Annotated in this window: 27 protein-coding genes; 11 read left to right on the top strand and 16 right to left on the bottom strand. The window is 70.6% G+C overall.

Annotated elements, in window-relative coordinates; translation table 11 throughout:
* Window positions 1-274: 274 nt before the first annotated feature.
* On the top strand, window positions 275-1,000 hold the full coding sequence (locus ACIA5C_RS32485; RefSeq protein ID WP_396061791.1) for a YcnI family protein: 726 nt from the start codon (window positions 275-277) through the stop codon (window positions 998-1,000).
* Window positions 1,001-1,055: 55 nt separating this feature from the next.
* Here the strand turns inward: ACIA5C_RS32485 and ACIA5C_RS32480 are convergent, their stop codons facing one another.
* Window positions 1,056-1,610: a DUF5134 domain-containing protein gene (locus ACIA5C_RS32480; protein ID WP_396061789.1), complete on the bottom strand. Its 555-nt coding sequence runs from the start codon at window positions 1,608-1,610 to the stop codon at window positions 1,056-1,058.
* Window positions 1,611-1,687: 77 nt separating this feature from the next.
* Window positions 1,688-2,119, bottom strand: a complete 432-nt coding sequence (locus ACIA5C_RS32475) for an SRPBCC family protein (protein ID WP_396061787.1) — start codon at window positions 2,117-2,119, stop codon at window positions 1,688-1,690.
* A gap of 23 nt (window positions 2,120-2,142) precedes the next feature.
* On the opposite strand from ACIA5C_RS32475, the gene ACIA5C_RS32470 reads away from it, so the two are divergent.
* Window positions 2,143-2,697 carry a TetR family transcriptional regulator gene (locus tag ACIA5C_RS32470; protein WP_396061785.1) on the top strand — a complete coding sequence of 185 codons (555 nt, stop codon included), beginning with the start codon at window positions 2,143-2,145 and terminating at the stop codon, window positions 2,695-2,697.
* 5 nt (window positions 2,698-2,702) lie between these two features.
* On the opposite strand, the gene ACIA5C_RS32465 is transcribed toward ACIA5C_RS32470, so the two are convergent.
* Window positions 2,703-3,233 (bottom strand): AAA family ATPase, encoded by a 531-nt coding sequence (locus ACIA5C_RS32465; protein WP_396061783.1) that lies wholly within the window; start codon window positions 3,231-3,233, stop codon window positions 2,703-2,705.
* Window positions 3,234-3,384: 151 nt separating this feature from the next.
* Here ACIA5C_RS32465 and ACIA5C_RS32460 point away from each other — a divergent pair, with 151 nt between their 5' ends.
* Window positions 3,385-3,936, top strand: coding sequence for a DUF3558 family protein (locus ACIA5C_RS32460; RefSeq protein ID WP_396061781.1), 552 nt, complete (start codon window positions 3,385-3,387; stop codon window positions 3,934-3,936).
* Between the two features lie 49 nt (window positions 3,937-3,985).
* A complete protein-coding gene (locus ACIA5C_RS32455) occupies window positions 3,986-4,939 on the top strand; it encodes a pectinesterase family protein (protein ID WP_396061779.1) in 954 nt (317 codons plus the stop codon).
* On the opposite strand, the gene ACIA5C_RS32450 is transcribed toward ACIA5C_RS32455, so the two are convergent.
* Window positions 4,936-6,270 carry a sensor histidine kinase gene (locus tag ACIA5C_RS32450; protein WP_396061776.1) on the bottom strand — a complete coding sequence of 445 codons (1,335 nt, stop codon included), beginning with the start codon at window positions 6,268-6,270 and terminating at the stop codon, window positions 4,936-4,938. The two genes, ACIA5C_RS32455 and ACIA5C_RS32450, sit on opposite strands and share 4 nt — an antisense overlap.
* 86 nt (window positions 6,271-6,356) lie before the next feature.
* On the opposite strand from ACIA5C_RS32450, the gene ACIA5C_RS32445 reads away from it, so the two are divergent.
* Entirely contained in the window at window positions 6,357-6,920 is a 564-nt protein-coding gene (locus ACIA5C_RS32445; RefSeq protein WP_396061773.1) for a LemA family protein, read from the top strand.
* Between the two features lie 24 nt (window positions 6,921-6,944).
* Window positions 6,945-7,619, top strand: a complete 675-nt coding sequence (locus ACIA5C_RS32440; RefSeq protein ID WP_396061769.1) for a response regulator transcription factor — start codon at window positions 6,945-6,947, stop codon at window positions 7,617-7,619.
* Here ACIA5C_RS32440 and ACIA5C_RS32435 read toward each other — a convergent pair.
* Together ACIA5C_RS32435 and ACIA5C_RS32430 are read right to left on the bottom strand one after the other, a co-directional pair.
* A complete protein-coding gene (locus ACIA5C_RS32435; RefSeq protein WP_396061766.1) occupies window positions 7,595-8,620 on the bottom strand; it encodes an alpha/beta hydrolase in 1,026 nt (341 codons plus the stop codon). The two genes, ACIA5C_RS32440 and ACIA5C_RS32435, sit on opposite strands and share 25 nt — an antisense overlap.
* Window positions 8,595-9,542, bottom strand: coding sequence for a hypothetical protein (locus ACIA5C_RS32430; protein WP_396061763.1), 948 nt, complete (start codon window positions 9,540-9,542; stop codon window positions 8,595-8,597). The genes ACIA5C_RS32435 and ACIA5C_RS32430 overlap by 26 nt, the downstream gene beginning before the upstream one ends.
* Before the next feature lie 86 nt (window positions 9,543-9,628).
* Between ACIA5C_RS32430 and ACIA5C_RS32425 the strand changes: the two genes are divergently transcribed.
* On the top strand, window positions 9,629-11,353 hold the full coding sequence (locus tag ACIA5C_RS32425; RefSeq protein ID WP_396061761.1) for a phosphatidylglycerol lysyltransferase domain-containing protein: 1,725 nt from the start codon (window positions 9,629-9,631) through the stop codon (window positions 11,351-11,353).
* A 13-nt stretch (window positions 11,354-11,366) separates the two neighbouring features.
* Here ACIA5C_RS32425 and manD read toward each other — a convergent pair whose 3' ends face one another.
* From manD to ACIA5C_RS32395, 6 genes are read right to left on the bottom strand one after another with little or no spacing between them, the layout of a single operon-like run.
* Window positions 11,367-12,578 carry a D-mannonate dehydratase ManD gene (gene manD / locus ACIA5C_RS32420; protein ID WP_396061758.1) on the bottom strand — a complete coding sequence of 404 codons (1,212 nt, stop codon included), beginning with the start codon at window positions 12,576-12,578 and terminating at the stop codon, window positions 11,367-11,369.
* A complete protein-coding gene (locus tag ACIA5C_RS32415) occupies window positions 12,575-13,411 on the bottom strand; it encodes an ABC transporter permease (RefSeq protein ID WP_396061755.1) in 837 nt (278 codons plus the stop codon). Before ACIA5C_RS32415 ends, manD begins: the two co-directional genes overlap by 4 nt.
* Complete coding sequence (locus tag ACIA5C_RS32410; RefSeq protein ID WP_396061752.1) at window positions 13,408-14,310, bottom strand: ABC transporter permease; 903 nt, start codon at window positions 14,308-14,310, stop codon at window positions 13,408-13,410. The genes ACIA5C_RS32415 and ACIA5C_RS32410 overlap by 4 nt, the downstream gene beginning before the upstream one ends.
* On the bottom strand, window positions 14,307-15,353 hold the full coding sequence (locus ACIA5C_RS32405) for an ABC transporter ATP-binding protein (RefSeq protein WP_396061748.1): 1,047 nt from the start codon (window positions 15,351-15,353) through the stop codon (window positions 14,307-14,309). The genes ACIA5C_RS32410 and ACIA5C_RS32405 overlap by 4 nt, the downstream gene beginning before the upstream one ends.
* On the bottom strand, window positions 15,350-16,567 hold the full coding sequence (locus ACIA5C_RS32400) for an extracellular solute-binding protein (RefSeq protein WP_396061745.1): 1,218 nt from the start codon (window positions 16,565-16,567) through the stop codon (window positions 15,350-15,352). Before ACIA5C_RS32400 ends, ACIA5C_RS32405 begins: the two co-directional genes overlap by 4 nt.
* A gap of 41 nt (window positions 16,568-16,608) precedes the next feature.
* Window positions 16,609-17,643 carry a LacI family DNA-binding transcriptional regulator gene (locus ACIA5C_RS32395; protein WP_396061743.1) on the bottom strand — a complete coding sequence of 345 codons (1,035 nt, stop codon included), beginning with the start codon at window positions 17,641-17,643 and terminating at the stop codon, window positions 16,609-16,611.
* 165 nt (window positions 17,644-17,808) lie between these two features.
* Between ACIA5C_RS32395 and ACIA5C_RS32390 the strand changes: the two genes are divergently transcribed.
* Both ACIA5C_RS32390 and ACIA5C_RS32385 read left to right on the top strand, forming a co-directional pair.
* Window positions 17,809-18,330, top strand: a complete 522-nt coding sequence (locus tag ACIA5C_RS32390) for a hypothetical protein (RefSeq protein ID WP_396061740.1) — start codon at window positions 17,809-17,811, stop codon at window positions 18,328-18,330.
* Window positions 18,330-19,409 (top strand): hypothetical protein, encoded by a 1,080-nt coding sequence (locus ACIA5C_RS32385; protein ID WP_396061737.1) that lies wholly within the window; start codon window positions 18,330-18,332, stop codon window positions 19,407-19,409. The genes ACIA5C_RS32390 and ACIA5C_RS32385 overlap by 1 nt, the downstream gene beginning before the upstream one ends.
* Window positions 19,410-19,499: 90 nt before the next feature.
* Here ACIA5C_RS32385 and ACIA5C_RS32380 read toward each other — a convergent pair whose 3' ends face one another.
* The 4 genes from ACIA5C_RS32380 to ACIA5C_RS32365 are packed head-to-tail and all read right to left on the bottom strand — an operon-like array spanning window position 19,500 to window position 22,565.
* The gene (locus ACIA5C_RS32380) at window positions 19,500-20,285 is read right to left on the bottom strand and encodes an ABC transporter permease (protein ID WP_396061734.1); all 786 of its coding nucleotides are present in this window, start codon (window positions 20,283-20,285) and stop codon (window positions 19,500-19,502) included.
* Window positions 20,282-21,208 carry an ATP-binding cassette domain-containing protein gene (locus ACIA5C_RS32375; protein WP_396061731.1) on the bottom strand — a complete coding sequence of 309 codons (927 nt, stop codon included), beginning with the start codon at window positions 21,206-21,208 and terminating at the stop codon, window positions 20,282-20,284. Before ACIA5C_RS32375 ends, ACIA5C_RS32380 begins: the two co-directional genes overlap by 4 nt.
* Complete coding sequence (locus tag ACIA5C_RS32370; RefSeq protein ID WP_396061728.1) at window positions 21,205-22,050, bottom strand: DUF4097 family beta strand repeat-containing protein; 846 nt, start codon at window positions 22,048-22,050, stop codon at window positions 21,205-21,207. The genes ACIA5C_RS32375 and ACIA5C_RS32370 overlap by 4 nt, the downstream gene beginning before the upstream one ends.
* A 26-nt stretch (window positions 22,051-22,076) precedes the next feature.
* On the bottom strand, window positions 22,077-22,565 hold the full coding sequence (locus ACIA5C_RS32365; protein WP_396061725.1) for a toxin-antitoxin system HicB family antitoxin: 489 nt from the start codon (window positions 22,563-22,565) through the stop codon (window positions 22,077-22,079).
* 171 nt (window positions 22,566-22,736) lie between these two features.
* Here ACIA5C_RS32365 and ACIA5C_RS32360 point away from each other — a divergent pair, with 171 nt between their 5' ends.
* Together ACIA5C_RS32360 and ACIA5C_RS32355 are read left to right on the top strand one after the other, a co-directional pair.
* On the top strand, window positions 22,737-23,690 hold the full coding sequence (locus tag ACIA5C_RS32360) for an RNA polymerase sigma-70 factor (RefSeq protein ID WP_396061722.1): 954 nt from the start codon (window positions 22,737-22,739) through the stop codon (window positions 23,688-23,690).
* 23 nt (window positions 23,691-23,713) lie between these two features.
* Window positions 23,714-24,508 (top strand): hypothetical protein, encoded by a 795-nt coding sequence (locus tag ACIA5C_RS32355; protein ID WP_396061718.1) that lies wholly within the window; start codon window positions 23,714-23,716, stop codon window positions 24,506-24,508.
* Window positions 24,509-24,618: the final 110 nt, after the last annotated feature.

Here is a 24,618-nt window from a genome sequence, read left to right as displayed (position 1 = left end):
GCAGGACCATTCAGCACGGTGCGTTCGTAACGTGACCGCCGGCGTCCGTCGCCGGACCAACGATCGGGCTGATCGGCGGCGTCGCGGTGAGGCGATGTGTACGGCGGGCATCAGGTGTTGCTGCCCCGCCGCGCTCAGCCGGCCATCCTCGACGCCGCGCGGCTCGGGCAAGCCGCGACGCCACCCCGGAACGCTGAGGAATTGCCCGGAACTAATCGCGAGCGGCCGACGACCTTTGGACGACCGCTGAATCGAACGGAAGGTACTTCCCCCGATGAACCGCTCGCTGCTCGGCCGGATCGGCGTCGTGACCGCCGGTGCCGCCGCCCTCGTGCTCGCGATCGCCGGTCCGGCGTCGGCGCACGTGACCGTCAACCCGAACACGGCCGCCCAGGGTTCCTACTCCAAGGTGTCGTTCCGGGTGCCGACCGAGAGCGACACCGCCTCGACCACGAAACTTCAGGTCACCCTGCCCACCGATACCCCGATCGCCTCGGTCTCGACCAAGCCGGTGGTCGGCTGGACCGTGGCGACGGTGAAGTCGAAGCTGGCGACGCCGATCAAGTCGGACGACGGTGACATCACCGAGGCGGTCACCCAGATCACCTGGACCGCGTCCAAGGGCGCCGAGATCAAGCCCGGTCAGTTCCAGGAGTTCGACGTGTCGCTCGGCCCGCTGCCGACCACCGCCAATCAGATCATTTTCAAGGCGTTGCAGACCTATTCGGACGGCAACGTCGTCCGCTGGATCGATGAGCCGGCGACCGACGGCAGCGAGCCCGAACACCCCGCGCCCGTCCTCAAGCTGACGGCCGCGAACGCACCGGCCGCGGCGCCCGCCACGACTACGGTCGCGCAGACGTCGGCGGCCGCGCCGGCCAAGAGCAGCAACTCCGGCCTCGGCTGGGGCATCGCCGCGCTCGTCGTCGCGGTCCTCGCTCTGCTTCTCGGCTTCGCCGCCTTCCGGCGGGCGGGTTCCGGTTCCGGTCCGGCCGCCTGACGCGGCCTCCGAGCCCGTACGGGCGTGAGCAGCGCACCTGCTGCTCGCGCCCGTTTCAGATCATCGTGAGCACGGCCAGCCCCATGCTGACGCCCATGATCCCGTGGCAGAGCGCCGGCCAGTGCGTGTCGCACCGCGGTGTTTCCGGCGTTCCAGTTCCCGTTCGCAGGGCGCCGAGGCGCAGACCGCTGAGCAGCCAGCACAGCCCGGCCACCACCAGGTAGCCGCCGATGGCCCCGGCCGCCGGTGAGCTTTCCTTCATGCCCGGCATATCCATCTTCGTGGCGGGCATCGCGCTGCTCATCCAGACCATTGCCGCGGCCGCCGACGCGAAGTAGACCGGCACCACCCACCGCTTGCCCGCCCGCGACGCCTGGCCCGCGAACCAGCCGGTCGACCCGGCGAAGACGACCAGCCAGGCCGACGTGGGCACGACCCGGCCGAACGGCCACAGCATGGCGACCATGGCCAGGCCCATGACGGCGTGCAGGGACTCGGCGATGCGGTGCTCGTGCGTCAGGTGCGGCCGCAGGGCCCGGCCGACGTGGAACGCCGTGCCGGTGGCCAAGGCCAGCGTGAGCAGCCATCGGAGCGGTTCGGGTACGACCATCGAGAGCGACCTCCCGCCTCGGGAGCCCTCACGCTAGTGGCCCGATTCGGCGGCCGTTAAGGGTGAATCATCAGCTTTCACCCTCCTTGCGCGGGGGCGGTGGCCCGGTGGGCGAAGGCGGCCGCCTCCTGCCGGATCGACTTGCGCATCAGGCCGCCGAACAGGGCCGACAGCAGTCCGGCGCCCGGCCCGGCGGTCTCGAGCACCAGGGTGTTGCGGGTGCCGGTGCCGGACGGCTCGAGCAGGTGCCGGCCGGTCAGGCGGGTGCCCATGCGCCGAGTTTCCCAGGTGAACTCGCGCATCGGCTCGAGGCGGGTGACGGTCCAGACGGCGGCGGTCTGGCCGGGCTGCTTGACCCGGGCGGTGCTGCCGACGCGGATGGGTCCGTCGTCGAGCCGGTCGAGCTTCTGCACGGTCGGCATGAACGCCGGCCAGTCGTCGACGTCGGTGGTCAGGCGCCAGATCAGCTCGACCGGCGCGTCGATGAGGGTGCTTTCCTCGTAGTGCATGCGGCCACTGTACCATTTGGTACATGCCCGATTCCCGCGCCGATCTGCTCGCCCGCATCATGGACTTCGCCCAGCGTGAAGGTCTGGCCGACCGCAGCCTGCGCGAGATCGCCACCGGCGCCGGCACCAGCCACCGCATGCTGCTCTACCACTTCGGTTCCCGCGAGGGCCTGCTCGCCGCGGTGGTCGGTGCCATGGAGGCCCAGCAGCGGGCCGCGATGTCCGCCCTGGCCGAGACGGCGGCCGGCCCGGCCGAGCTGATGAACGGGATCTGGCAGCAGGTCTCCAGCCCCGAGGTGCGCCCGTTCGTCCGCCTGTTCTTCGAGGTGTTCGCCCTGGCCACCCGGGGCGAACCCGGCACCGCCGAGGTCCTGCCCGGCCTGACCTCGTCGTGGCTCGCCGACGCCACCGCGGTCGCCGAGCGCCTGGGCATCGAGCCCGATCCGGCCGCACTGCGCCTGGGTGTGGCCGTCTCCCGGGGCCTGCTGCTCGACCTCCTGGCGGGCGCCACCCTCGAGGAGACCACCGCGGCCCACGACCTCTTCGTCCAACTGGCCCACGACCACACCCCCTCCTGACCGTCTCAAACCCCCGGGGCGAGCAGGCGGTGGCGGGCGGTCGCGAGCTCTTCGCGTACGCGGGAAACCGTGAGCGAAGGCTCCTGCCCGGTGGTGTCGATGGCGTGCGAATCGCGAGGGAAGGCGCCGTGCAGCCCGGTGATCGGGCCCGGGTCGCGCAGGTGCGACACCGTCCGGGCGTTCGCACGGTCCAGCGTCGCCTCCAGGGACGGCAGCAGCACGAGGTAGTCGACGCGCAGGCCGGTCAAGCCGTGGAAGTGGGGCAGGAACCACGTGCCGATGATGCCTTCGACGATCACGTCGTAGCCGCCCTCGGCGAAGGCGGCGGCGCTGCGTACGACGGCCGTGAGGACCACCGCGTTCTGGGTTTCCGCTTCCGGCAGGTAGGGCCGGACGAAGCCGGTGCCGATCGATCGGAAGTAGTGGTCGGTCTCGAGGTGGACGGTGGGTCGCGGAGCGGAGGAGGCCAGCAAGCGGGCCACGGTGGTCTTTCCGGCCGCGGGCGGGCCGCCGAGGATCAGTACGTCGCCTGTCACGACCGCGAAGGTAGCCAGACAATTTTCGGAACAACAGTCTTGTCTTTGCCGGGCGGCGGGACGTTCCTAAGGACTGAAAGTTGACCGCCCAGGAGTGCACCGCAGGCCAGGCGCCTTGGCCGGTGCCATCCGGGCCGGGACTCTGAGCAGCATGAAGCGACGCCTGTGTGCCCTCGCCGCTGCTACTTTCGCCGTCGTCGCCCTCGGCGGCTGCGGCCTGCTCGACGCCGATGCCCGGCGGCCGGTCGCCGCCGACGCGGCCGGTCCGGATCCGAGCGGGTCCGCGGTCAGTGGACTGGGCAACGCCGACAAGACCGCCGAAAAAGCCGACCACCTTCCCGATCCCTGCGCCCTGCTGAGCCGTTCCGAGGTGGCCGGCCTGACCGGGCGCGCCATCACCGAAGTCGACGGGGACGACGCGAAACCGGACGACACCGACCGCTACTGCCAGTGGCAGCAGGACGGCGGCCAGCTGGCGCTGTTCCTGTCCAGGACGACCGTGGACGGGTTCGAGGCCGCCGTGTCCCAGGCCCAGCCGGTCGACGGGGTGGAGGGCTACGACGCGTTCGACCTGGCCGGGCACCTCTACGTACGGGACGACGACGTGCAGGTCGACGTCTACTCGCACGGCGGCACCGATGACCAGAACCTGGCCGAGGAGATCACCGTGATGAAGGCGGTGCTGCCCAGACTGGAGCATTGAATCGATCAGTATCGATAGCTACAGTATGCCAATGTTCACGTTAACAGGCATGTTGGCGGCCCTACTGGCCGTCCCGGCCCCGTTGGCGGCCGCCACGATCACGGTCGCCGCCGACGGCTCCGGCAACTACACGACGATCCAGGCCGCGGTCGCGGCGGCGGGCAGCGGCACGGTCATCAGCGTCAAGGCCGGCACCTATCGCGGCCAGGTCAGCATCCCGCCCGGCAGATCCGGCATCACCATCCAGGGCGCGACCGGCACCGCCACCGACGTGGTGATCACCGGGAACACGCCGCAGTCGACGGCCGGGGCGCAGGGCAGCGCGACCCTGCTCAACCTGGCCAAGGACACGACGATCAAGAACCTGACGGTCCAGAACACGTACGGCGAGGGCAGCCAGGCCCTGGCCGTCTACGCCGGCGCCGACCGGCAGGTCTACCGCAACGTCCGGATGCTCGGCTTCCAGGACACGTTCCTGTCCTGGGGCGGCACCGGCAGCAGCCAGGTCCGGCAGTACGTCTACAAGAGCCACATCGAGGGCGCGGTCGACTTCATCTACGGCAACGGCGATCTCGTCATCGACAGCACGTCGATCGTGTCGCTGAACCGCAACAGCAGCAACAACGGCTACCTCACGGCCGCGGCGACGAACGCCTCCAACAAGTACGGCATCCTGATCACCCGATCCACGCTGACCAGCAGCGCCGCCGCCCAGACGGTGGCGCTCGGCCGCTGCTGGCACGCCGGCAACGCGGCCGACGCGATCGGCCAGGTGCTGGTCCGCGATTCGAGCCTCGGCGGGCACATCCGGCAGGCCGGCGCCTGGCAGGACATGAGCGGCTTCTCGTGGAAGACGTGCCGGTTCACCGAGTACAACAACTCGGGCTCCGGCAAGACCCAGGGCACGTCCGACCGGCCGCAGATGAGCGCGAGCACGGCCGCCGACTACACCTCCCAGAAATATCTCGCCGGGAGTGACGGCTGGAATCCGGTGCAGCCCTAGATGTGAACGCTAACAGCTACCACCGCGCCACCCAGGGGCGGCCCGTTTCCGATCGAGACGGTGCCGCCGTGGGCGGCGACGATGGCTCGGACGATCGACAACCCCAGCCCCGCCCCGGACTCGGTACGCGCCGTGTCGCCCCGCGCGAAGCGCTCGAACGCCGCCGAAAGCATCGCCGAGGAAAATCCGAGCCCGTCGTCGGCCCATTCCACGAGGACGTCGCCGTGCGCGACACGTACCGCGGCCGAGACATGCGCCGCGCGAGCGGCCGCACTGTTGGCCGCCAGATTGGCGAACACCTGCCGCAGCCGGCTCGGATCGGCATCGATCACGACCGGATCGCCGGTGACCGAAATATCCAGCCCGAGCGCCGGCCCCAGCGAGGCGGCCTCCGACAACGTCAGATCGAGCAGATCCACCGGCTGCCGATTCAACGCCAGCGTGCCCTCCCGGTCCCGCGCCAGCATCAACAGGTCGTCGGCCAGCCGGGTGAGCCGCTCGGCCTGCGTCTTGGCCGCCCGCAACGACTGCTCCAGCTCGTCGGAGTCGTCGAGAGCCCCGAGCGCCAGCTCGATCTCGCCCCGCAGCACCGCCAGCGGCGTCCGCAGCTCATGACTGGCGTCGTCGACGAAGGCCCGCTCCCGCGCGAACGCCACCTGCAGCCGGCCCAGCATCTGATTGAGCGTCGCCGCCAGCCGCGCGATCTCGTCGTCGCCCCCCACGACCGGCAGCCGCCGCTCGGCGTCCAGCGACGAGATCGCCGCCGCCTCCCGGCTCAACAGGCCGACCGGCCGCAACGTCGCCCGGACGATCACCCAGCCGGCCGCCGCCAGCCCGGCTATCAGCAGCGGCGCGGCCAGCGCGAGCACCACCAGCTGGCGGCCGCCGGCGTTGTCGACCACGTCCGACCGGGCCGCCACCGCCAGCACGTAGCGATGCGTCGGGCCGGCCAGGATCTGCACGTCGGCCGCCGTGAAGTGGACGCCGGCCGGCAGCTCGGCCGAGATGGTCTGCTGCCGGGTGATCGCCTGCACCTGCTGCGGGGTCAGCAGCCGCCGGTCGCGGAAGCTGCGCGACCCGGTGACCAGCGCGCCGTCCGCCGTGTAGAGCTGGGCGAGCGGGTCGTCGGCCACCGCCCGCAGGTCGCGACCGCCGACCGCCGCCGACAGGTCGTCGTAGCGCCCCGACAGGTCGTTGGCGAGCGCGCCGTCGAGCTGCCGGTCGAGCGCCTCGTGCAGCACCAGCAGGCACACGAGCAGGACCAGCGCGGTGCCGACCGAGAAGAGCAGCACCAGCCGCGTCCGCACCGAGCGCGGCACCACGCGAACCATCCCGAACCCCGATTCTCATCGTGATGTCATCCGACGCGAGCGAAGCTGATCTCCACCGAAGCGAAACAGAAGCGGAGGAGGCCCGCATGCCGGTAACGCTGATCGTCGTCCCGGCCCTGCTCCTCGCGCTGGCCGGGGCCGGCGCCGACCTGTTCATTCTGATCGCCCGCCGGAACCGCGCCGCGCATTCCTGGCGGACCGTCGACACCCTGCTGCAGCGCCGGCACGCGCTGATCGGGATGCTGCTGGACGACGCACGCTCGCCCGAGGCGGTTCCGGTGCGGGTCGCGCGCCGGGCCGCGATCAGCGCCGGGGTACTCACCGATCCGGCCGGCACCTGCCGGGCCGAGGAGCATCTGATGACCACCCTCTCCCGACTGATCGACGTCGCGGGGCGGGACCCGGGCCTGCGCGCCGACGCCCGCACGCGCGCCCCGCTCGACCGGCTGCGCGCGCTCGACGGGCCGTTGCGGGCGGCCGTCGACGACTTCAACGGCCAGGTCGCCGGCTATCGCCGGATCGCATCGAGGTTCCCCGGGCCGTTGCTCACGTCCGCTTTCGACTTGCGCCCGCTTTCCGCGTACGCGGTGAGCGAGCCCGACCCCGCACCCCGCCGGACCCTTCTCGGCCCCGCGGGTGAACCGGCCTGACGGCCGGTTCTTAGGGTGAGTGTCATGCGACTTCTCGTGGTCGAGGACGACCCGGCGATGTCGGCCATGCTCAGCCGGGGCCTGCGCCGGGCCGGCTATGCCGTCGACACCGCCGCCACCGGCACCGACGCGGTCTGGACGATCGCCGAGACCGACTACGACGCGATCGTGCTCGACGCGATGATCCCGCCGCCGGACGGCTTCGAGGTGCTCCGCCAGATCCGCGAGAAGGGCCGCTGGGCGCCGGTGCTGATGCTGACCGCGCGCGACGCCGTCACCGACCGGGTACGCGGCCTCGACGCGGGCGCCGACGACTACCTGACCAAGCCGTTCGCCTTCGACGAACTGCTGGCCCGGGTGCGGGCACTGACCCGGCGGGAGACCGCCGAGCGGCCGTCCTCGCTGCAGGTCGGCGACCTCGTGCTCAACCCGGCCACCCGCGAGGTCCACCGCGGCGACACCCCGATCTCGCTGTCGGCCAAGGAGTTCGCGCTGCTGCACGAGCTGATGCGCCGGCACGGCGAGACGCTCAGCCGCACCTACCTGATCGACCACGTGTGGGACTTCGCGTACGACGGCGGCTCCAACGTGGTCGACGTCTACATCCGCTACCTGCGCGACAAGGTGGACCGGCCGTTCGGGCGCGGCACGATCCAGACGGTGCGCGGGGCGGGCTATCGGCTCGACCCGTCGTCCTGAGGCCGGGCCAGCCACGAGGAGAGCCAGTCGAACGACGGCGCCTCCATCGCCCGCCACGTCGACTGATTGTGGCCGCCGCCGTTCACGTACGCCGTGGTGACCGACATCGGTGCCCGCGCCGTCCGAGCCAGGGCCTGGGTCCCGCGCAGCGCGTTCTTGTCGGTCCGGGCACAGGTCAGATAGAGCGCGACCGCCGGGATCGGCAGGTGCGTCAGCCGCCACATCTCGTTGTAGCTGGTGTGCTCGGTGCCGTTGCCGACCCGGATGCCCGGATCGGCGTACCCGGAAAGGCTGGCCGCGGCCGCATATTCGGTCGGGTGCCGCAGCAGCAGGTCCGAGGCGCAGTAGGCCCCGGCCGAGTAGCCGGTCAGCCCCCAGCTGCCGTTGAGCCGCAGATGCGCCCGCGCATATCGGGGCACGTCCACGGTCAGGAACGTTTCGGTCTGCGGCCCGCCGACCAGGTTGGTGCACTCGGTGTCGAGCCGCGGGTTCGGCGTCTGGTAGGGGAACAGCACGATCGTCGGCGCCATCCGGCCCGCACCGATCTCGGTGTTGAGCACCTGCGTCACCCCCAGCTTCTTGATCCACTGCAGGGGCGATCCGGGATAGCCGTGCAGCGCCTCGATCACCGGGTAGCGGGTGCCGGTGTCGTTGCGGTAGCGCGGCGGCAGGTAGGCGTAGACCGGCATGCTGAGGTGGCTGACCGGCCCGGCCACGGTAAAGCTGACAACCTGCCCGTCGTCGGTCTGGGCGATCGGGGCGCCGGCCGCGTCGGCGGTCGACCCGAGCAGGCTGGCCCACGTCGGGTACTCGTCGATCTGCCGGTTCACCCAGACCAGCCCGGTCGCCGCGGTCGCGGCCACGCAGGCGACGACGGCCATCGAGCGGTTGAGCCAGCGCAGGCGCCCGTTCGAGTACGACCAGAGAACGCCGAGCCCGGCCGCGGTCAACAGGGTCAGGACGCCCGCCACGATTTCAAGCGCGAGGCTGTCGGGGGCCATGGTTCACCGCCTTCGAACTCGGTTTCGGTTTCACCCGGTGCGGGCGTTTCGGCTCGGGCGGGACGTAGGTCGGCTCCGCCGCGGAGGCGGCGAGCGGCGGCGGGGTCTCGGCGGCGGCCCAGTGCAGGGCCGCTTTGAGCGGCCCGGGTTTGGTGGGCACGCCGGGGAAGTACGCGGTCTGAATGCCGGCCGGAAGCACGCCCGGGGGGAGTGCGACGGCATGCGGCTGGGACCTGGGCGACGCTCCGGCGTGCGCCGGTGCGGAAACCCCGACGAACGCCAGCACCGGGAACCGTCCCCGCCCCACCGTCACGACCCGCCGGGCCAACGCCCCGTCGGCCGCCGACGTCACCAGCGCCCACCGGTGCGACGTCACCCGCAGATCCCGCCCGAGTGACCCCGGCAGAACCTCAGCCAGCGCCGCCGCCGGCGTCGCAGCGGTCGTCGTCACGTTCACCAGCACCGTCGGCCCGGTCAGAGCCGGCAACGCCCACGGTCGTGCCCCGAGCACCAGCACCGCCGAGTAGCGCCACGACGGGTGCGCCACATAGTCCGCCGGAACGGTCACGGTCGGCGCCGCGGCCAGATGCCACGACGTCCACCCCGACGGCCGCCAGGGGAACGACAGCAGGGACGGCTGGGCGGCCAGCCACGCGTCCAGCCGGCCCGCCGCCGTGTGATAGGAGGCCGGCGGAGGGTCGGAGGTGGTGAGCAGGGCCGCCCACGACGGATAGAACTCCTGGGAACGGTTGACGGCCAGGCCCACGGTGAAGACCAGGAGAGCCTCGGTCAGCAGCACGCCCAGAGGGCGGGCGAGGAAACGCCACCGGCCCCAGCGCCGCCAGACGAGCACGGTCCCGGCGAGCATCCCCGCGGTCAGAACGGCCGCCAGCACGGTGAGGCGCACACTCGTCAACGGCACCCGAGCAGGCTGTCAAGACGACCATGAGAGCAGGGTGAGACGCCTCTTCATAGTTCTCTCATGGCGGTTGCCCTAGGTTGCCGTTCATGTCAGAGCTCCACTGGCGGTCGAGGCCGCCCCTGTCGCGCACCGCGGTGGCGCGGATCGTCCAGTTCGTCGGCCTGTTCGACGTGCTGACCACCGTTCTGCCGCCGCGGCACGGGCGGATCGCCGATCTGAGCGAGTTCGTGCCGACCACCGGCATGCTCTCGGCGCGGGCGGCGACCGCCGTGGCCGGGGTCCTGCTGCTCTACGTCGGGGCCGGGTTGCGCCGGGGCAAGCACCGCGCGTGGCTGCTGGCCGTCGGCGCGTCCGCCGCCGGAACTCTGCTGCACGTCATCAAGGGCCTCGACCTCGATGCCGCGGCCGTCTCGGCGGCCCTCCTGGTGCTGCTCATCGTCGTGCGGAGCGAATTTCGCGCCCGGCCCGACCGCCGCAAGCGCTGGCGCGCACCCGCCGCACTGCTCGGGTTCGGCGGCGCCGGCTTCCTGCTGGGCTTCGCCGAGATCGCCGTCCGGGAGAACCGCCTGGTCGGCGCCCCCGGCGTCCGGGAGTGGGCCGAGCAGGCGCTGTTCGGCCTGGTCGGGGTGCCGGGCCCGCTGAAGTTCGTCTCGCCGATCGGGGCCGAGGCGGTCACCCTGACCACCGGCGCGTTCGGGCTGCTGGCCGCGGTCGCGGCGGTGATTCTCCTGCTGCGTCCGGGTGCACCCCGTCCGGCGCGCACCGACACCGACGAGACGAGACTGCGCGAGCTTCTGGCCCGGCACGGCAGGAACGATTCGCTCGGCTATTTCGCCCTCCGTGAGGACAAGTCGCTGATCTGGGCGTCCAACGGCACCGCGGCCGTCGCCTACCGGGTGATCAACGGCGTGAGCCTGGCCTCCGGCGACCCGATCGGCCCCGAGTCGGCCTGGCCCGACGTCGTCACGGCGTGGCTGGGCGAGTGCACCGCCTACGGCTGGACACCCGCGGTGCTGGGCTGCGGCAAGACGGGCGGCCGCGCGTTCCGTAAGCACGGGCTCGACGTGATCGAGATGGGTGACGAGGCGATCCTCGACGTGCCGGCGTTCTCGCTGCAGGGCCGCCCGATGCGCGGCGTACGGCAGGCGGTCAACCGCATGCAGCGGGCCGGCTACACCTGCGAGGTCACCCGCCAGGCGGACATGACACCCGCGGCACTGGCCGAGGCGATCCGGGCGGCGACCGACTTCCGCGACGGCTCGGTCGAGCGCGGCTTCTCGATGGCGCTGTCCCGGTTCGGGGATCCGCGCGACGGCGACTGCGTGCTGGTGGTGTGCCGCGACGAGGAGAAGCGGATCCGCGGCGTGCTGCAGTTCGTGCCGTGGGGCGCCGACGGCTGGTCGCTGGACCTCATGCGCTCCGACCGGACGGCCGAGAACGGCCTCACCGAGATGATGGTGGTCGCGGCGGCGGAGGCGGCTCCGGCCCTGGGCGTACGCCGTATGTCGCTGAACTTCGCCGTCCTGCGTTCGGTGTTCGCCCGGGCCGAGGAACTGGGTGCCGGTCCGGTGCTGCGGCTGTGGCACCGGCTGCTGATGTGGGCGTCCAAGCTGTGGCAGATCGAGTCGCTCTACCGGGCGAACGCTAAGTATCAGCCCGAGTGGGTGCCGCGCTACCTGTGCTTCCCGACCGCGCGCGACCTGCCCCGGATCGCGGTCGCCGCGCTGACCGCCGAAGCCTTCCTGCCGACCATAGGTCGCACGCAGGAGAAGACCGCCGCGCCCGAGAGGACACACGCGCTGGTGGGCTGATCCGTCACTCGGCTCACCAGTTGTGCATGGTCCCGTCCTCGAGGCGGGCGACGGGAAGGGAGGCCGCCCGGTAGGGATACCGGGCGGCCTCGTCCTCGTCGATGTCCACGCCCAGCCCGGGCTCCTCGGACGGATGCAGGTAGCCGCCCTCGTAGCGGTAGCCGTGCGGGAAGACGGCATCGGTCTCCGGCGCGTGCGCCATGTACTCCTGCAGTCCGAAGTTGGGGATGGCCAGGTCGAGGTGCAGGGCGGCCGACATGCTGACCGGCGACAGGTCGGTGGCGCCGTGCGAGCCGGTGCGTACGTGGTGCAGGGCGGCCAGGTCGAAGATGCGCCGCAAGTGGGTGAGGCCGCCCGCGTGCACGACGGTCGCCCGCACATAGTCGATGAGCTGCTCGCGAATCAGCTGCTCACAGTCCCAGATCGAGTTGAACACCTCGCCGACCGCGATCGGCGTGGTCGTGTGCTGCCGGATCAGCCGGAACCCGTCCTGCAGTTCGGCCGGGACCGGATCCTCCAGCCACGTCAGCGCGTACGGCTCGAGCGCGCGGCCCAGCCGCGCGGCCTCGATCGGGGTCAGCCGGTGGTGAACGTCGTGCAGAAGCCGCAGCGCCGGGCCGAATTCCGCCCGGACCGCGGCGAAGACCGACGGGATGTGGTGGAGGTAGGCGGGTGTCGACCAGACCGCCTCGGCCGGGATGGCCGAGGACGCGGGTTCGTAGATCGGCGCCGCCGAAACACCGTATGTATCGGATATCTCCGAAGCGGGTACGGCGGCCTGGATGCGGACGGCCCGGTAACCGCGCGCCACGAAACCGGCCACCGACTCGAGCAACTCCGGGACGGTAGCGCCGTTCGCGTGGCCGTAGACGGTGACCCCGTCCCGCGATCGCCCACCGAGCAACTGATAGACCGGCAGGCCGGCGACCTTGCCCTTGATGTCCCAGAGCGCGGTGTCCACCGCGGCGATCGCGCTCATCGTGACCGGGCCGCGCCGCCAGTAGGCGCCGCGATAGAGGTACTGCCAGGTGTCCTCGATGCGCGCCGGGTCACGCCCGATCAACGCCGGGAGCACGTGCTCGTTCAGGTAGGCGGCGACGGCGAGCTCGCGGCCGTTGAGCGTGGCGTCGCCGACCCCGGTCAGTCCCTCGTCGGTCTCGATCTTGAGCGTGACGAAGTTCCGGCCGGGGCACGTGACGATGACCCGCGCCGAGGAGATCCTCAATCGACGTCCTCCTTGACCCGGGCCACCAGCTGGGTCGGGTTGACGAACCGCAGGGCGATCACCAGGAGGACCAGCATCATCGCGGTGTACATGACGGCCATCGCGTCGACCGACTGCTGAGCGCGGATGCCGGCCGCCGACATCGTGTAGTAGAGCGCCACGACCAGCGTCTGCGAGTCGGGCCCGGCGGTCAGGAACGTCAGCTCGAACATGCCGACCGTGCGTACCAGCACCAGGATCGACGCGGCCAGGATGCCCGGCACCAGTAGCGGCGCCAGGATGCGCAGGAAGACCTGCCAGGTGCGGGCGCCGCACATCCGGGCCGCGCGCTCGATCGCCGGGTCGACCTGCTCGATGAACGGCGTCATCGTCAGGATCACGAACGGTATCGACGGCACCAGGTTGGCCAGCACGACGCCGCTCATATGCCCGGCGAAGCCGTACTTGTAGAGCACGGTGGCCAGCGGGATGCCGTAGGTGATCGGTGGCATCAGGATCGGCAGGAGGAAGAGCAGATAGAGGACGCGCCGGCCCGGGAAGGTCCGGCGCGCCAGGACGTACGACGCGGGGACCCCCACAAGCACCGAGATCACGACCACGAGCAGCGACACCTCGATGGTCACGATCAGCACCTGGAGCAGCGTGAACTCGTGCCAGGCCTGGCCGTACCACTGCGTGGTCCAGCTCTGCGGCAGCCACGTGTCGAACCAGCGGCTGCCGAACGAGCTCACCAGGACCGAGCCGATCAGCCCGGCCAGGTTGACGAAGAAGAAGATGACGACGCCCCAGACGATCCAGGCGCCGGGGGAGCCCACGATCTTGCGGCTTCTCATCCCTTTCCTCCCGTCGATCCGGTGTAGAACAGCGAGCGCACGCCCAGCACGGCCGCGACGACCAGGAGCTCGACGATGCCCATGACGACCGCGATGGCGCTGGCCAGCGCGTAGTCGTAGACCTCGTAGGCGGCGTGGTAGGCGGCGATCGAGATGACCCGGGTGCTTCCGGCCGGGTCGCCGACCAGCACCGCCGACGGGAAGACGCTGAACGCGAGGACGAAAGTCAGGCAGAACGTCGTGGCCAGGCCCGGTGCGAGCAGCGGCAGCGTGATCCGCAGGAACCGCTGCCCCCAGCCCGCCCCGAGCGTCGCCGCCGCCCGCTCCAGCGTCGGGTCGATGCCCGACAGGTAGGAGAGAATCAGCAGGAACGCGAACGGGAAGCCGGTGATGACCAGCGAGAAGAACACACCCCAGTAGTTGTTGGTCAGCCGGAGCGGATGATCGGTCAGCCCGATGCCCATGAGCACCCGGTTGAACCACCCGGTCGGCCCGAGGAAGTTGAGCAGGCCCTCGGCCGTCAGCACGGTCCCGAGCGTGATCGGAACAACCAGGACCGTCGTCAGGATCCGCTTGCCGCGGAACCTTCCCCGCATCCGGTACGCGATGGGAACCGAGGCCGCCACGTTGAGGAGCGCGGCCGGCAGGGACAGTTTCAGCGTCGTCCAGATGGTGTCGCGCTGATAGGCGTCGCTGAAGAAGTCGCGATAGGCCCCGAGGGTGCCGCCGTGCGACGGCTGGAACGACAGCCCGACCCCATAGGCGAACGGGTAGACGAACAGCATCAGCACGGCCAGCAGCGCCGGCGCGAGAAGCAGCAGCTGCCGATCGATGCCGCGCTCGGCCAGCCGGTGCCGCAGCGCGAGCCTCGTCGACGGCTTTTCCGCGGCGGCCGTCATGGCCGGAACACCAGGACGCGGGCCGGGTCGGCGGTGACCGTGATCTTGTCGCCGGGGGAGGGCCGCTCGGCGGCCCGCAGATGCAGGGCGACGCCCGATTCGGTGCGGGCCTCGACGGCCAGTTCGCGGCCCTGATATTCGACCACGTCGACGGTCGCGGGCACGCCGTCCTCGCCCGGGAGCAGGTCTTCGGGACGGATCGCGGCGATCACCTCGTCGCCGACTCCGACGCTGCCCACCGGCGTACCCCGCAAGCGGAAACCGGATCCCTCGAGGGTGACCGACGCCTCGGTCGCCTCGGCGACCGTCATCGGCAGCAGGTTGCGGTAGCCCATGAAGTCCGCGACGTGCCGGTTGGCCGGACGCGTGTGCAGCTCCTCCGGCGTGCCGACCTGCTGCACCCGGCCGTCGCGCAGCACCACCAGACGGTCGGCCATCGACAGCGCCTCCTCCTGGTCGTGGGTGACGTAGACGGTGGTCAGACCCAGCGACTGGTGGAGGCGGCGGATCTCGGTGCGCATCTCCAGGCGCAGCTTGGCATCAAGATTGGACAGCGGTTCATCCATCAGCACCAGCGAGGGTTCGAGCACGACCGCGCGGGCGATCGCGACCCGCTGCTGCTGGCCGCCGGACAGCTGGCCGGGCAGTTTGCGGGCGTGCTCCTCCAGCTTCACCAGCCGGATCGCCTCGTCGGTTCGTCGCTTCACCTCGGCCCGCGGCACCCGGCGCATCTGCAGGCCGAACGAGATGTTCCTACGCACCGACAGGTGCGGGAACAGCGCGTAGCTCTGGAAGACCATGCCGAAGCCGCGCCGCTCGGGCGGCAGCGTGTCGAGGCGTTGCTCGTCCTGCCAGATGCTGCCCTCGGACAACGGCAGCAGGCCGGCCAGGCAGTTCAGCGCGGTCGACTTGCCGCAACCGGACGGACCGAGCAGGGCGATGAACTCACCCCGCTCGATCGTCAGGCTCAGACCCGTCAGCGCGTCCTTGCCGCCGAAGCGACGCGAGACGCCATCGAGCCTCAGCTGCTGAAATTCGGTCACTTCTTCACCTTGGCGCCGCCGATTTCCCGGTCCCACTTGTCGAAGGCGGCCACCAGCGACTTCGCGTCCAGCGGCACCTCGAGCGGGTTGCCGGCGATGAGCTGCTCGTATTCCGGGCGGCCGTAGTCCTTGATGGCCTGCTGGCTCTCGGCCGGCGCCATCGCGATCGTCACGTCCTTGACCGCCGGGCCGGGGTAGAAGTAGCCCTTGTCGTACGCCTTGGCCTGCTGCTGCGGGGTCAGCATGTCCTTGAGCAGGTTGAGGATCGCGGCCTGCTGGTTGATGTCGACACCCTTCGGGATGACCGCGTAGTGCGCGTCGGTCACCCAGTGGAAGCCTTCCAGGGTGCCGATCGCGGCCTCCTTGGGCACCGTGCCGAGCACCCGGGGGTTGATGTCCCACCCGGTCGTGCTGGCGATGATCTTCGCCGAGCCGTTGGCCAGGTTCTTCATGGTGTCCGAAGTGGTCGACGGGTAGAGCGTGACGTACTTGTTGAGCTCGGCCAGGTAGGCCCAGGTCTTCGCCCAGCCGTTGACCGGGTCCTTCGGGTCCTGATCCTTCAGCAGATAGGGCAGGCCCATCAGCAGCGTCCGGCCGGGGCCCGAGTTGGAGGGGCGGGCGTACTGGAAACCGCCCGGGTTGGCCTTGGCCCAGGCCAGCAGCGCGTCGGCGGTCTTCGGCGGGGCCGGCACCTTGGCCGGCAGGAACTCGATCAGCGGCCCACTCGGGTAATAGGTGACCGTCACCCCGAAGTCGCCGGCCAGCTTCTGCATCGCGGCCGCGCCCTCCAGGTAGTTGCTCATGCCCGGCAGGCGGCTCTGATAGGTCGGCAGCAGCGGGGTCCACAGGTTCTGGTCGATGCCGGCGGCCAGGCCGTCGACCCCGGTCAGGACCAGCGAGATGTCGACCCGGTTCGCGTTCTGCTGCGCCTTGATCTTGCCGACCAGTTCCGGGGCGGTCGCCTTGGAGTACGTCACCTTGGCGATCTGATCCTTGTTCTGCCCCGAGAACTGATCGATCATGCCCTGCGTCAGCTGCAGATTGCCGGCCACGTCGAGGATGTTGAGAGTGACCGCCTTGCCGGGCTTGTCGGGCACCGGGCCGTCGGTCTTGCTGCCGCCGCCTCCACCGGGCTTGTCGGGGGCGCCGCAGGCGGCGGTTCCGGCTCCGGTAAGGACGACTGCGGCGGTGGTGAGGAGAGTCCTTCGTTTCATTGCTGCCTTCTCTCTGGCGGGGTGGCGAGCCAGGTTTGGCTTTACATCGGTGGGCTGTCTCGCTTCCGGTGCGGGGCTTCGGCGGTCCGTTTCGCGCTGGTGGGACCGGTTGAGCCGCGCACCATCAGCTGGACGGGCAGCTCGCGACGGGCCGCGCCGGCGCGGTCCGGTTGTTCCAGAAGTTGCAGGAGCAGGTCGACGGCGGCCCGGCCGGCCTGCTCCTTGGGAAGGGCGACGGTGGTCAGGGACGGGTGGACCATCTCGGCCAGGGCGATGTCGTCGAAGCCGAGCAGGCTGATGTCGGCCGGCACGGCCACGCCGCGGGCGGCGAACCGGTGCAGCAGGCCGAGGGCGACCAGGTCGTTGTAGGCGATCACCGCGGTGACATCGGCCGCCAGCACCTGGTCGGCGGCGGCCACCCCACCCGGGAACTGTGGCATCACGTTGCCGATCTCGACCAGGTCGACGTGTCCCTGTGCGACGACGGCGCGCAGCGCCCGGACCCGCTCACGATTCGCCCAGCTGCTCCGCGGGCCGGCGACGTACGCGATCCGGCGGTGACCCAACGCGGTCAGGTGGCTGACCGCCTGGCGCATGGCGTCGGTGAAGGCCGGCGTGACCGAAGGCACCCGGCCGACGCGGCGGTTGATCAGCACGACCGGGGTCTCGCCGAGGATCGTGCGCAACTCGTCCTCGGCCATCCGCGGCGAGCAGAGGATCAGGCCGTCGACCTGCTTGGACAGTTTGCTCACCAGCCCGGCCTCGGCGGTGGCGTCCTCGTCGGTGTCGACCAGGAAGACCGCGTAATCGGCCTCGTGGGCCCGCGCCTGCACGCCCTTGACGATGCTGGGGAAGAACGGGTTGGCCAGGTCGGGGACGAGCAGGCCGAGGTTTCCCGTACGCCCGGTGATCAGCCCCCGGGCGGCCCGGTTGGGCTGGTAGCCGAGCGCGGCGGCGGTCTGCCGCACCCGTTCCCGAGTCGCCAGGTTGACCATCTCGGGATTCGACAGCGCCCGCGTGACGGTCGACGCGGACACGCCGGCGGCGCGCGCCACATCTTTGATCGTCACTGCCATGCGGGCCAGTTTGAAATCCATTTCCAACCCGTGTCAATACATCGATCATGATCTTTTGTGAGCAGCCGGCTCAGACGCTGCAAACGATTGCAGGAATCTCGTCACCCGGACTGCGTCGGCCGGTCGGCTGATGACGACCCGCCAGGTGCCGCCGATAGTGGCCGCATGGGGTGGGACGAATTCGAGGCCGAGTTCGCGCGGGGCAACGGACTCTTCCTCGGCGGCAAGCGCGCCAAGATGATGGGGGTCGTCTTCGAGCACGAGGAGGACCCTTTGTTCGCCAACTTCTTCCGTGGCTCCCGGCGCGGCCACTACCTGCTGGTCAGCGGCGAGGCCAGCTACTGCCTCAGGCTCGGCGTGTTCGGCGTACGGGCGAACTGGATCGTCGATCACCGTGACCTGGTCACCGAGGCCTGGCATCGCCGGGGAACCGTGCGCGGTTACGTGCTGGACGAGGTGGTCCTCCAGCACCGCGGCGGCACCGAGTCCTTCCGCGTCGGCGGCGGCGATCCGCGGGGAATTCCGCACGTCTGGTTCCCCGGCGCCGACGGCGATCCGCGCGGGCCGGCCGGGACCCACCGGCAGATCGCGCGGCACCACCGCCTCCGCGCCCTCACCACGGCGATCGAGCGGTCCGGCGGCAACCCGGCCCTCTACCGGCACGCCCTCGACATCGACGTCTCCTGATGCTGAAGATCATGCTGTGCGGCGCCGCGGACACCGAGCGCCTGCGTGAGGAGTTCACCCGGACGGTGCTGGCCTTCGGCGGCGAACCGTGGCACTTCGTGTCCGGGCACATCCTGCACCTGAACAACGCCCAGTCGAGCTGGCAGGAGAACTCGGCGTACACGGTGGAGCGGGCCGACCTGTGCGTCTTCGCCATCGTCGAGCGATACGGCGAGATCACGTGGAAGACTGAGCTGCGCCGGGCGTTGGCCGCGGGCAAACCGTTCCTGGTCCTCTGCCTCAACGAGACCCGCCAGAAATACCTGACGTTGCGCACCGCGATCAGCGACCGGTCAGCGATCACCGACCCTAACGAGCGCGAGCTGGTCGACCTCCTGTCCGAGTTGGAGTCCGAGCAGCTCCAGATGACGATCGCGTCCTTCGGCTACGGCACTTTCGGCGAGGAGCTTCGCCACCAGCTGACGGCCTTGTTCACGCTCCTCCTCAACCAGCAGGAGAAACGGAACCGGCGTGCGGCGGCGGCCCGGCTGCTGCACCTTCCGGCCCGTCTCGGGATGGCGGATCTGGTCGCCCTGACCGAGCTGGCCCTCGACGAAACCGAGGAGAAGACAAGTCGCAAGCGGGCAATCCGAGCCTTGGCGGACCGGCGTGCCGCCGGCGAGGACACGGTCCGCGCCCTGCTGGCGAGCACCGAGCAGGGCGTGCAGCGCCTGACCGTCCAGCTCCTGCCCGACCTGATGGCCGACGACGAGGCCGACCGCGACTTCTTCGACCACTGCGTAGAGATCGCCAACCACTCGGACGACGTCGGCCTGCTACGCCGCCTGATCCCGGTCCTCACACAGATGGACATAGCCGCCGCCCTCCAGTCCTTCGAGTCACTCGACGTCACCGAGATCGGCACCCGCCGCCGCCTGGCCGACGCCCTGGAGGCAGCAGAGGACGAAATCCGCCAGGCCGGCTTGACCGCCGAGGCAGCAGCAGTATTGGACCGCTGCCTGACCCCCACTTCCGAAAGAGGCTGGCTGGCCCGCTGCCGCGAACTCCGCGACCGCCTGCGCCCACCAGACCCCACTTGAGGCCGCGGCGCGCCGAGCCGGCCTTCCGAGTTGGGCCGGCGTGCGGTTCGTGGCATAGGGGACGCCCGTGCCGACCCATATGAGGCCGACCTAACGCGGATCGCGGTTGTAGAGCCTGCGCGCCCAGCCGTAGCCGAACGCGGTCAGCACCACACACCAGGCGAGCGCCAGCCAGCCGTTATGGCCGACGCCGGTGCCGAGCAGGAGTCCGCGCAGCGTTTCCATCATGGGCGTGAACGGCTGGTATTCCGCGAACCAGCGCAGTCCGCCCGGCATCGAGGCGGTGGGCACGAAGCCGCTTCCCAGGAACGGGAAGAGCAGAAGCAGAAGTGGCCAGTTGCTGGCCGTCTCGACCGTCTTGGCGGCCAGCCCGCTGGTCACCGCCAGCCAGGTGATGGCGATGGTGACCGCCAGCAGGAGGCCGGCTGCGGCGAGCCACTCCAGCGGCGTTGCGGTGGGACGGAAGCCGATCGCCAGCGCGACCAAGAGGAGGACGAGCACGCCGAACATCGTCTGCAGCACGTTCGCGGTGACGTGACCGGTCAGCACCGACGGTCGGAAGATCGCCATGGTCTTGAAACGCGCGATGATGCCCTCTTTGATGTCCATCGCGATCGTGACCGCGGTGCCCGCCGCGCTGCTGGCGATGCTGAGCAGCAGGATGCCGGGCGTCACGTAGTCGGCGTACTGCGCGCGGCCGCCGCCCGCGGTCAGACCGGCGCCGAGCGTGCCGCCCAGCACGAAGACGAAGAGCATCAGGAAGATGACCGGCATCCCGATCAGCATCATCGTCATCGACGGGTAGCGCCGCATCCGCCGCAGGTTGCGTCGCAGCATGGTGCGGGTGTCGCGGACCGCGTACGCCGTCGTGGTCATCGTGGGACCTCCTGAGGTCGGCCGGTAAGGGTCAGGAAGACGTCGTCGAGGTCGGGGGAGTGCAGGCTGACCTGAGCGGGCGTCACGTCGCCGAGCCGGTTCAGCAGGTCGCGCAGCGCGGTCGGCGTGGCCTCGCCGGGAACTCGCAGGGCCAGTGCGGAGATCTCCGCCGTGGCCGACGGCAGGAGGGCCGCCGCGTCGTCGAGGTCGGCGGGCGAGGCGAACCTCAACTCGACGTGACCACCGGGCACGAGGCGTTTGAGCTCCTCGGGCGTACCCGAGGCGACGAGCCGCCCGTGGTCGAGCAGGGCGACCCGGTCGGCCAGCTGGTCGGCCTCCTCAAGGTATTGGGTGGTCAGGAACAGGGTCACGCCACCCTGCACGAGGTCGCGGATCATCTCCCAGACCGCCCGGCGGCTGCGTGGGTCGAGACCGGTCGTCGGCTCGTCGAGGAAGACCACCTTCGGTGAAGCGACTAGCGTCATCGCCAGGTCCAGCCGCCGCCGCATGCCCCCCGACCAGGTCATCACCGGCTTGCGCGCGGCCTCGGCGAGGTCGAACCGTTCGATCAGCTCGGTGGTCCGCTTGCGGCCGGCCGCCGGAGAAAGGTGACGCAGGTCGGCCATCAGGCGCAGGTTTTCCTCGCCGGTGAACAGCCCGTCGACCGCCACGAACTGGCCGGTCAGCGCGATGGCGTCGCGCACCGCGTCGGGCTCCCCGACGACGTCGTGCCCGGCCACCCGCGCCTGGCCGGAATCGGCGCGGATCAAGGTCGACAGGATGTGGACCGCTGTGGTCTTCCCTGCGCCGTTCGGCCCGAGCAGGGCGAACACCGTCCCGGCCGGCACGGTCAGGTCCAGGCCGTCGAGAACGACCTTCTTGCCGTACGCCTTGGTCAGCCCGACCGTCTCGACCGCGTTCATCCCGCCCTCCGGACGACGATGTTGCCGACGTGCGTGCGGGCCCGGATCGTCACGGAGTTTTCCCCGTCGGCCGGCGCCCCGCCGACCAGCAGCTCGTTGCGCACCTTGCCCGCCACCGTGTTGAGGTCGAGCCAGGCCGCGCTGCCCTCGCGTACGCCCACCTCGAGCGAACCGGCCGCCGTTGTCATCGTCACCGTCCCGCGGACCACTTCGCCGATCTCGATCCGGCCGTTGGCGTTACGAGCCACCACGTCGCCGAGCGCCCGGTCGATGGTGACAACACCGTTGGCTCCGTTGACCTCGATCTCTCCGGAGGCCTCGCCGATGCGGCTGCCGCCGTTGCCGTTGCTGACTTTGACCGGCCCGTCCACGCGCCCGATGTCGACGCCGCCGTTGGTGGCCACGACCTCGGCCGACCCGGCTTCCCCGACGCTGACGTCACCGCTCGAGCAGCGCAGGTGGACAGTCTCCGCCTTCGCGATGCGGACATCGCCGTACGCCGCCTTGAAGCGCACCTCGCCCAGCGGCCCCTCGGTGACAATTTCTCCCATGGCCGTCTCGCCGGTGAGGCCTGAACCCTCGGGCATGCGCAAATGGACGTCCACCGCGCCGGTGCGGGTGAGCAGCGAGCCCAGCCTCGGCGCGCGAGCGGTGAGGATGCCGTCGGCGAACTCGATCTTCGTTTGCTCGGCGACCCGTACGTCGGCCTTGCGGCCGGGGTCGACCGGCGTCACCTCGACCTCGACGTCGGACCGAGGCTCGGCGACAACCCGGACGTTGGCGATCACCATGCTGAACTGGAGGCGGGCGGTGATCGGCCCGGGGCTGTCGAATGTGGGCATCGTGCTCCTCCTGCTCGGTGCGGTCGTCATCGGGCCCAGCCCTGGAAGTTGTCGCCGCCGCCGTGTGTGCGGCCGATGGTCGCGCGGTTGCCGGGGAGCGCCGCGGTCGCCGCACGCAGCAGCCACGAGTTGACCGACACGTGCTCGCGGGCCGCGGCCTCTTCGACCCGGGCCTTGATCTCCTCGGGCAGGCGCAGGTTGATCCGCGAGGTGGCGCCCTTCTCGTCGACGACCGGTTCCGGCTCGGGTTCGGGCTGCGCCGGGGCGGCGGGCGGCGGCAGGGTCACGACGAAGTCGGGGTCGCGCCCGTTGAGCCGGACCCAGACCGACCCGGGCGCCATCTCGCGGGTGATCTCCGCACCGGCCGCGGCGAGCGCCTCCATCAACGTCAGCCGGATCGCCGACTCGAGCGGCGCGGTGAGGCGCTCGGCCAGCGCCCGCGCTTCATCGCCGCCGGCCTCGGCGGCCGCTGCGAGCTCTCGTCTCACTAGCTCGACGTAGGGCATCAGATCCATGGCGCCATATTGGCATCATGATGGCGCCATCGCAAGCCGAATTGGCTCCAAGAATTTTGAGATTCGGGTGTCACAGGTCCGGGGCCGCCGGTGTCCTGATGCCCGAGCGACAACGACGAGCGGAAAAAAGTAATGGCTGGGCACCCGCATACCGATGGCCGTGTCCCCGGCATGAGCGACGACTCGTTCGTGACGCACCGGGGGCTGCTCTTCACGGTGGCCTACGAGATGCTCGGGTCGGCGGCCGATGCCGAAGACGTCGTCCAGGAGACCTGGCTGCGGTGGTCCGGGCTCCGCGACGGCGCTCGCGCCGAGGTGCGCGACCCGCGCACCTATCTCGTACGCATCGTGACCCGCCAGGCCCTCAACCGACTGCGCACAGTGGCCCGGCGCCGCGAGGACTACATCGGGCCGTGGCTGCCCGAGCCCCTGCTGACCAGCCCCGACGTGGCTGATGACGTCGAGTTGGCCGAGAACGTCTCGATGGCGATGCTGACCGTGCTCGAGACGCTGCTGCCGGCCGAGCGGGCGGTCTTCGTGCTGCGCGAGGTGTTCGACGTGCCCTATGAGGAGATCGCCGACGCGGTGGGCAAGTCGGAGCCGGCGGTGCGGCAGATCGCTCACCGGGCCCGGCGGCACGTGGCGGCCCGGCGACCGCGCACGCAGGTGAGCCGGGCCGAGCAGCGTGCGGTCGTCGACCGGTTCCTGGCCGCGCTGTCGACGGGCGATGTCCAAGGGCTGATGGATGTACTCGCGCCCGACGTCGTGCTGGTCTCCGACGGCGGTGGCCTGGCCGGCGCGGCCCGCAAGCCGATCACCGGTGCCGAGCGTCTGGTCCGGTTCCTGACGTCGCGGGGCGCCCGAGACGTCGTCGGCGCCCCCGCCTGGCTCAACGGGGCTCCGGGCTTCCTGCTCCTGGGCGACGACGACGTGGTGGTCGCCGCGGTCGGCCTGGCCGTCGAGCACGGCCAGATCCAACGGATGTACGCGGTCGCCAACCCCGGCAAGCTGGAAGGCGTCGCCACCGAGGCCGCGCTCACCCGCGCACCGCGGGCCCGGGGGAGCGGTCAGCGGGCGGCAGTAAAGGGCCTGCCCGGCGGAGAAATGTCGGCCAATGTCGATTAAGTCGAGAGTGCTAGCGTCACCGCATGGCGCGGGCGACGGCGTGGATCGGCGGCAGCACCGGGTCCGGGAAATCGACCGTCACGCGCATCCTGGCCGCTCGCCACGGGCTGCGGCTGTTCCCGATCGACGCCTTTTGGTACTCGCATGTGCGGCGCCAAGGCGAGCACGCGCAGCGCCTTGGCGAGCCGGACGAGGAGCCGACGCCCGACGAACAATGGCTCGGCATGACCCCGGCCGAGCAGGCGGCCGACTTCGAGGCGCTGACCCGCAAGAGGTGGCCGTTCGTCGTCGCCGACCTCGACGCCCTGCCTTCCCGCCCGCCGGTGATCGTCGAGGGCCCTCAGGTGCTGCCCGACCTGATCCCGGCCGGCGACCGTGCGTTCTTCCTGGTCGGCACGCCGGAGTGGCAACGGTCGGTCCTTTTCCAGCGGCCGCTCCCGGCGACCGCCGAGCCGGCCCGCGCGCTGGAGAACCGGATCGAGAAGGACCGGCTGTTCGGCGAGCGGGTCGTCGCCCTGGCCCGGGCGCGAGGGTTCCCGGTCATCCCGGTCGACGGCACCCGCACGCCGGAGGAGATCGCCGGGGAGATCCGTGGCCTGCCCGAGCCGGGCCCGGGTGTCGCCGCGGCCCGGCGCTGGGAGAACCGGATCGTCGCCGACAACATCCGGAGCTGGATGGCCTCGCCGCACCGGACGCCCGATCTGCCTCAGACGTGGCCGTTCGTCTGCGAGTGCGGTCGCCCGACGTGCACGGTGACGGTTGCCCGGTCCATACCCGAGTTCGAGGCGACCCCGCGCGTCCTCGCGCATGGGCATTGAGCCGGCGTCGACGAGAGAGGCGACCGCGGGTCCTCGCGCATGGGCATTGAGCCGGCGCCGACGAGACGGGAGTGCTCGCCTGGGCACGATCTGTTAGAAAAGAGCGGGTC

Origin of the sequence: Actinoplanes sp. NPDC051343, from assembly GCF_044455125.1 — a bacterium.
Taxonomy (GTDB): domain Bacteria; phylum Actinomycetota; class Actinomycetes; order Mycobacteriales; family Micromonosporaceae; genus Actinoplanes.
Note: the sequence above shows the minus strand (reverse complement) of the source record. Positions and strands in the feature narration are given on the sequence as shown.

What these genes read in the sequence shown, in the direction of transcription:
- ACIA5C_RS32485 (WP_396061791.1), top strand. Translation starts at nt 275, where the DNA reads ATGAACCGCTCGCTGCTCGGCCGGATCGGCGTCGTGACCGCCGGTGCC.
- ACIA5C_RS32480 (WP_396061789.1), bottom strand. Translation starts at nt 1,610, where the DNA reads ATGGTCGTACCCGAACCGCTCCGATGGCTGCTCACGCTGGCCTTGGCC.
- ACIA5C_RS32475 (WP_396061787.1), bottom strand. Translation starts at nt 2,119, where the DNA reads ATGCACTACGAGGAAAGCACCCTCATCGACGCGCCGGTCGAGCTGATC.
- ACIA5C_RS32470 (WP_396061785.1), top strand. Translation starts at nt 2,143, where the DNA reads ATGCCCGATTCCCGCGCCGATCTGCTCGCCCGCATCATGGACTTCGCC.
- ACIA5C_RS32460 (WP_396061781.1), top strand. Translation starts at nt 3,385, where the DNA reads ATGAAGCGACGCCTGTGTGCCCTCGCCGCTGCTACTTTCGCCGTCGTC.
- ACIA5C_RS32455 (WP_396061779.1), top strand. Translation starts at nt 3,986, where the DNA reads ATGTTGGCGGCCCTACTGGCCGTCCCGGCCCCGTTGGCGGCCGCCACG.
- ACIA5C_RS32450 (WP_396061776.1), bottom strand. Translation starts at nt 6,270, where the DNA reads ATGGTTCGCGTGGTGCCGCGCTCGGTGCGGACGCGGCTGGTGCTGCTC.
- ACIA5C_RS32445 (WP_396061773.1), top strand. Translation starts at nt 6,357, where the DNA reads ATGCCGGTAACGCTGATCGTCGTCCCGGCCCTGCTCCTCGCGCTGGCC.
- ACIA5C_RS32440 (WP_396061769.1), top strand. Translation starts at nt 6,945, where the DNA reads ATGCGACTTCTCGTGGTCGAGGACGACCCGGCGATGTCGGCCATGCTC.
- ACIA5C_RS32435 (WP_396061766.1), bottom strand. Translation starts at nt 8,620, where the DNA reads ATGGCCCCCGACAGCCTCGCGCTTGAAATCGTGGCGGGCGTCCTGACC.
- ACIA5C_RS32425 (WP_396061761.1), top strand. Translation starts at nt 9,629, where the DNA reads ATGTCAGAGCTCCACTGGCGGTCGAGGCCGCCCCTGTCGCGCACCGCG.
- ACIA5C_RS32415 (WP_396061755.1), bottom strand. Translation starts at nt 13,411, where the DNA reads ATGAGAAGCCGCAAGATCGTGGGCTCCCCCGGCGCCTGGATCGTCTGG.
- ACIA5C_RS32410 (WP_396061752.1), bottom strand. Translation starts at nt 14,310, where the DNA reads ATGACGGCCGCCGCGGAAAAGCCGTCGACGAGGCTCGCGCTGCGGCAC.
- ACIA5C_RS32400 (WP_396061745.1), bottom strand. Translation starts at nt 16,567, where the DNA reads ATGAAACGAAGGACTCTCCTCACCACCGCCGCAGTCGTCCTTACCGGA.
- ACIA5C_RS32395 (WP_396061743.1), bottom strand. Translation starts at nt 17,643, where the DNA reads ATGGCAGTGACGATCAAAGATGTGGCGCGCGCCGCCGGCGTGTCCGCG.
- ACIA5C_RS32390 (WP_396061740.1), top strand. Translation starts at nt 17,809, where the DNA reads ATGGGGTGGGACGAATTCGAGGCCGAGTTCGCGCGGGGCAACGGACTC.
- ACIA5C_RS32385 (WP_396061737.1), top strand. Translation starts at nt 18,330, where the DNA reads ATGCTGAAGATCATGCTGTGCGGCGCCGCGGACACCGAGCGCCTGCGT.
- ACIA5C_RS32380 (WP_396061734.1), bottom strand. Translation starts at nt 20,285, where the DNA reads ATGACCACGACGGCGTACGCGGTCCGCGACACCCGCACCATGCTGCGA.
- ACIA5C_RS32375 (WP_396061731.1), bottom strand. Translation starts at nt 21,208, where the DNA reads ATGAACGCGGTCGAGACGGTCGGGCTGACCAAGGCGTACGGCAAGAAG.
- ACIA5C_RS32370 (WP_396061728.1), bottom strand. Translation starts at nt 22,050, where the DNA reads ATGCCCACATTCGACAGCCCCGGGCCGATCACCGCCCGCCTCCAGTTC.
- ACIA5C_RS32365 (WP_396061725.1), bottom strand. Translation starts at nt 22,565, where the DNA reads ATGGATCTGATGCCCTACGTCGAGCTAGTGAGACGAGAGCTCGCAGCG.
- ACIA5C_RS32360 (WP_396061722.1), top strand. Translation starts at nt 22,737, where the DNA reads ATGAGCGACGACTCGTTCGTGACGCACCGGGGGCTGCTCTTCACGGTG.
- ACIA5C_RS32355 (WP_396061718.1), top strand. Translation starts at nt 23,714, where the DNA reads ATGGCGCGGGCGACGGCGTGGATCGGCGGCAGCACCGGGTCCGGGAAA.